The sequence below is a fragment of the Thermomonospora catenispora genome, from assembly GCF_006363815.1.
Taxonomy (GTDB): domain Bacteria; phylum Actinomycetota; class Actinomycetes; order Streptosporangiales; family Streptosporangiaceae; genus Thermomonospora; species Thermomonospora catenispora.
In genome coordinates, this window is the sequence record NZ_RRYT01000072.1 from 1 (window position 1) to 4,157 (window position 4,157).

The window sequence follows — 4,157 nt, forward strand, 5'->3', positions numbered from 1 at the left end:
AGCCCGGTCGCCCGCAGCGCCGGGGCCAGCTCGCGGGTGCGGGCCGCCGACAGCCGGCGCGGCGGCGGCAGCACCGACCGCGGGGTGCCCGCCCCCTTGCGCAGCGCGTCCCCGGCGAGCAGCCCCGCCCAGGTCAGCGCCCCCTGCGCCCGAGGCGTCGCGGTCGTCAGCGGGAGCACGAACGGAGCGGCGGAGACCAGATGGGGGGCGATGCGCCGCATCAGCGCGTCGCGTTCGACGGCGCTCTCGCGGGCCACGTCCAGCCGCCCGGACGCCAGGTAGCGCAGCCCGCCGTGGACCAGCTTGGAGCTCCACCGGGAGGTGCCGAAGGCCAGGTCGTGGGCGTCGATCGCGACGACCGACAGGCCCCGCGCGGCGGCGTCCAGGGCCGCCCCGGCGCCGGTCGCGCCGAGGCCGACCACCAGCAGGTCGACCACGCGGTCGGGCAGCTCGGCCAGTTCGCGGGCGCGGCGGGCGGCGTTCAGCGAGGAGTTCACGGGGTGAGTGCCCTTTCCAGGATGTCGCGGAGCTCGTCGTCGAGGGCCTCGAGGGGGTGCTCCTCGTCGGCCATGGTCGGTCCCGACAGCGCGAACGACTGGGCCACCAGCAGCACCGAGCGGGCCTGGCGGACCGGGTCGCCCGTCCGGATCGAGCCGTCGCCGTGTCCGGCGCGGATGGCCTCCTCCAGATGGCGGAGGAAGGCGTTCTGGCTGGCCCCTCGGCGCTGCAGCAGGTACGGCAGCAGCAGGTCCGAGTCGACCTCCATCGTCTTGCGCAACAGCGGATGGGAGCGGATCGCCCGGACTCCGGCCACCAGGGCGCGCACCAGCCGGTCGCGCGTCGTGCCGTCCGCGCCGGCCGCCGACGTCGCCGCGTCGGCGATCGCGGCGAGCTCGCGGGTCATCAGATCGGCGAGGATCCGCCGGGCGTCCGGCCAGCGGCGGTACAGCGTCATCCGGGACACCCCCGCGCGCCGGGCGATGTCGGTGAGCGTGGTGCGCCGCACCCCCACCGCCAGCACGCAGTCCCGGGCCGCGTCCAGCACCGCGTCCACATCCGTGTTCTTGTGACGAATGGACGGCATATGTCACAGTGTAAGCGCATGCTGTGCGCATCGACCCGACGGCGGGAGGTAAGGGTGGAACCGCAACGGATGGCGTGGAACGGGTGGGGGGATCCGGCCCGGGCGACGCCGCTGCCGGACTCAGTGACCCGTCTGCTGCGCGACCTGCTCGGCGTGCGGCCCGCTCAGACGCCCCCGCTCCGGCTCGACCAGGTCAAGGTCGCCGACCCGCGGCTGCCCGGGGACGCCCTCACCGCGCTGGCCCAGGCGGTCGGCGACCCCTACGTGCGCGCCGACGCCGAGACCCGCATCCGCCACACCCGCGGCAAGTCCACGCCCGACCTGCTGAGGATCCGCGCCGGGGAGGTCGCCGACGCCCCCGACGCGGTGGTCCTGCCGGCGGACCACGACGAGGTGCTGGCGGTGCTGCGGATCTGCGCCGAGCGGCGGATCGCGGTCGTCCCGTTCGGCGGCGGCACCTCCGTGGTGGGCGGCCTGGCCCCCCGGGCGGACGGCTTCACCGGCGTCGTGGCGCTGGACCTGTGCCGGCTGGACGCCCTGGTGGACCTCGACCCGGTGTCCCGCACCGCCGTCCTGCAGCCGGGCCTGCGCGCCCCCCGCGCGGAGGAGCTGCTGCGCGAGCGCGGGTTCACCCTCGGCCACTACCCCCAGTCGTACGAGTGGGCCACCATCGGCGGATTCGCCGCGGCCCGCTCCAGCGGCCAGGCCTCCGCCGGATACGGCCGCTTCGACGAGATGGTCCAGGCCCTGACCGTGGCCACCCCCGAGGGGACCCTGGAGCTGGGCCGCGCCCCCCGCTCGGCGGCCGGACCGGACCTGCGCCAGCTCGTGCTCGGCTCGGAGGGCGCGTTCGGCGTCATCACCGCGGTGACCGTGCGGGTCCGCCCGGCGCCCGCCGTCAGCGCCTACGAGGGCTGGCGGTTCCCCTCCTTCGACGCCGGGACGGCCGCGCTGCGGCGGATCGCCCAGGACGGGCCGCTGCCGACCGTGCTGCGCCTGTCGGACGAGACCGAGACCATGGTCGGCCTGGCCCGGCCGGATCGGATCGGCGCCCTCCAGGAGGACGGCTGCCTGGTCGTCGCCGGATACGAGGGCGCTGAGGAGGAGGTCGCCGCCCGCCGCGCCGCCGTGGCGCGCACGCTGCGCGAGGCCGGCGGCGAACCGCTCGGCGCCGAGCCGGGCGAGAGCTGGGCGCACGGCCGGTTCAGCGCCCCCTACCTGCGGGACGCCCTGCTGGACGTCGGGGCGACGGCCGAGACGCTGGAGACCGCGACGTTCTGGTCGAAGATCCCCGCGCTGTACGCGGCCGTCCGCGACGCCCTCACCGGAGCCCTCACCGAGGCGGGCACCCCGCCGCTGGTGATGTGCCACATCTCGCACGTCTACCCGGCGGGCGCCTCGCTGTACTTCACCGTCGTCTCCGCCCAGGGGCCCGATCCGGTGGAGCACTGGCGGCGCGCCAAGCGCGCCGCCAACGACGCGATCATCGCGGCGGGCGGCACCATCAGCCACCACCACGGCGTGGGCACCGACCATCGCGACTGGTACGCCGCCGAGATCGGCCCGCTCGCGGTGGACCTGCTGCGCGCGGTCAAACGGCGCGTCGACCCCGTCGGAATCCTCAACCCCGGTGTTCTGCTGCCCTGAGGTGACCATGGCCCTGCGTTCCTTCACCGCGGTCGTCAACCCCTCCGCCGGAGGCCCCGGCGCCTCCGCCTCCGCCGCGATGCTGCTGCGGCTCACCCGGCTGCTGCGCGAGGCCGGAGCGCAGGTCGAGGTGGAGTACAGCGACTGCCTGGGGCACGCCGCCGACCTGGCCCGCGCGGCGGCCGAGGCGGGCCGGGTGGTGCTGGCCGTCGGCGGCGACGGCATGGCCGGATGCGTGGGCGGCGCGCTCGCCGGGACCGACGCGGTGATCGGGATCGTCCCGGCCGGGCGCGGCAACGACTTCGCCCGTCAGCTCGGCCTGCCCACCGACCCGCGGGAGCTGGCGGCGCTGCTGCTGCACGGCGAGCCCCGCCGGATCGACGCCATCGAGGCCAACGGGGTGCCGGTGCTCGGCAGCGTCTACACCGGGGTCGACGCGCTGGCCAACCACTACGCCAACCGGTCCAGGCTGCGCGGGGCCGCCGCCTACTACGTCGGCGGCATGCGGGCGGTGGCCGCCTGGCCCCCGGTCGCCTACCGCGTCACCGTCGACGGGACCGCCTACCGCCGGGAGGGCTACACCGTCGTGGCGGCCAACTCCGGCTACTACGGCTTCGGGCGGCGGGTGGCCCCCCAGGCCCGGGTGGACGACGGACTGCTGGACGTGGTGATCATCAATCGCTCGTCGCGGCTGCTGTTCTTCACGGTGATGCGGGAGCTGACCGAGGGGACCCACGTGCGGCGTCCCCAGGTGGAGGTGCTGCGCGGCCGCGAGGTGCGGATCGAGCAGGCGGCCCCGGTCAGGAGGCGGCTGCGGTACGGCGCGGACGGGGAGCTGCTGGGCGGCCTCCCCGTCACCGCCCGCGTGCTCCCCGGCGCCCTGCGCGTGCTGGCCCCGCCGGACCCGACATGACGGGCGTGGCGGGCATGACGCGGCGTGATGCCGGTCACCGCTCCCGGGGGCCGGCCTGGACAAGCGCCCGGGGCACAGCCACTATGAACGCCATGTCAGGCGCGACCCCGCTGCCCCGGGACGGAGAGGTCTTCTTCGACGACCGGGGCAAGGACCGAGCGCTGCGGCTCAGCTGGCATCCCGATGCCCAGGTCATGGTGATCAGCATCTGGAACGGCGGGGTCTGCAGCGGAACCTTCCGGCTGCCGGCCCGTGACGTGCCCGCGTTCATGGAGTCGTTGTCGCAGGCCGTGCCCTCCTCGCCGCCGCGGGGCCGTCGGCACGCCGCACCCGACGGCCGGGCCGAGGCGCCGGCCGGGAGCAGGCCCGCCCCGCTGCCGGGCCCCGACGACGACGGTCCCGGCCCCACGACCCAGGCGCTGGACGCCCTCAAGAGCCTGTCCTCGCCCGCCCCGGCCCCGCCTCCCGCACCGCCGCAGCGGCCGCAGCCGCCGCGTCATCGGCCGCCCGCGC

At 76.2% G+C, this 4,157-nt stretch carries 4 protein-coding genes and 1 pseudogene; 3 read left to right on the forward strand and 2 right to left on the reverse strand.

The window, feature by feature from the left end:
- A partial coding sequence (locus tag EIO00_RS23790) for an FAD-dependent oxidoreductase (protein ID WP_140182652.1) occupies positions 1-497 on the reverse strand: 497 nt, incomplete at its 3' end.
- On the reverse strand, positions 494-1,084 hold the full coding sequence (locus tag EIO00_RS23795) for a TetR/AcrR family transcriptional regulator (RefSeq protein ID WP_140182654.1): 591 nt from the start codon (positions 1,082-1,084) through the stop codon (positions 494-496). The genes EIO00_RS23795 and EIO00_RS23790, both read right to left, overlap by 4 nt.
- Positions 1,085-1,153: 69 nt before the next feature.
- On the opposite strand from EIO00_RS23795, the gene EIO00_RS23800 reads away from it, so the two are divergent.
- The 3 genes and pseudogenes from EIO00_RS23800 to EIO00_RS23810 form a co-directional block, all read left to right on the forward strand.
- The gene (locus EIO00_RS23800; protein WP_140182659.1) at positions 1,154-2,731 is read left to right on the forward strand and encodes an FAD-binding oxidoreductase; all 1,578 of its coding nucleotides are present in this window, start codon (positions 1,154-1,156) and stop codon (positions 2,729-2,731) included.
- 7 nt (positions 2,732-2,738) lie between these two features.
- The gene (locus EIO00_RS23805) at positions 2,739-3,644 is read left to right on the forward strand and encodes a diacylglycerol/lipid kinase family protein (protein WP_206664249.1); all 906 of its coding nucleotides are present in this window, start codon (positions 2,739-2,741) and stop codon (positions 3,642-3,644) included.
- A 92-nt stretch (positions 3,645-3,736) separates the two neighbouring features.
- Positions 3,737-4,157 (forward strand): annotated as a pseudogene (locus EIO00_RS23810) (hypothetical protein); the annotation flags it as partial.

Excerpts from the sequence above, each read along its gene's own strand:
- EIO00_RS23795 (WP_140182654.1), bottom strand. The coding sequence starts at position 1,084 with ATGCCGTCCATTCGTCACAAGAACACGGATGTGGACGCGGTGCTGGAC.
- EIO00_RS23805 (WP_206664249.1), top strand. The coding sequence starts at position 2,739 with ATGGCCCTGCGTTCCTTCACCGCGGTCGTCAACCCCTCCGCCGGAGGC.
- EIO00_RS23800 (WP_140182659.1), top strand. The coding sequence starts at position 1,154 with ATGGCGTGGAACGGGTGGGGGGATCCGGCCCGGGCGACGCCGCTGCCG.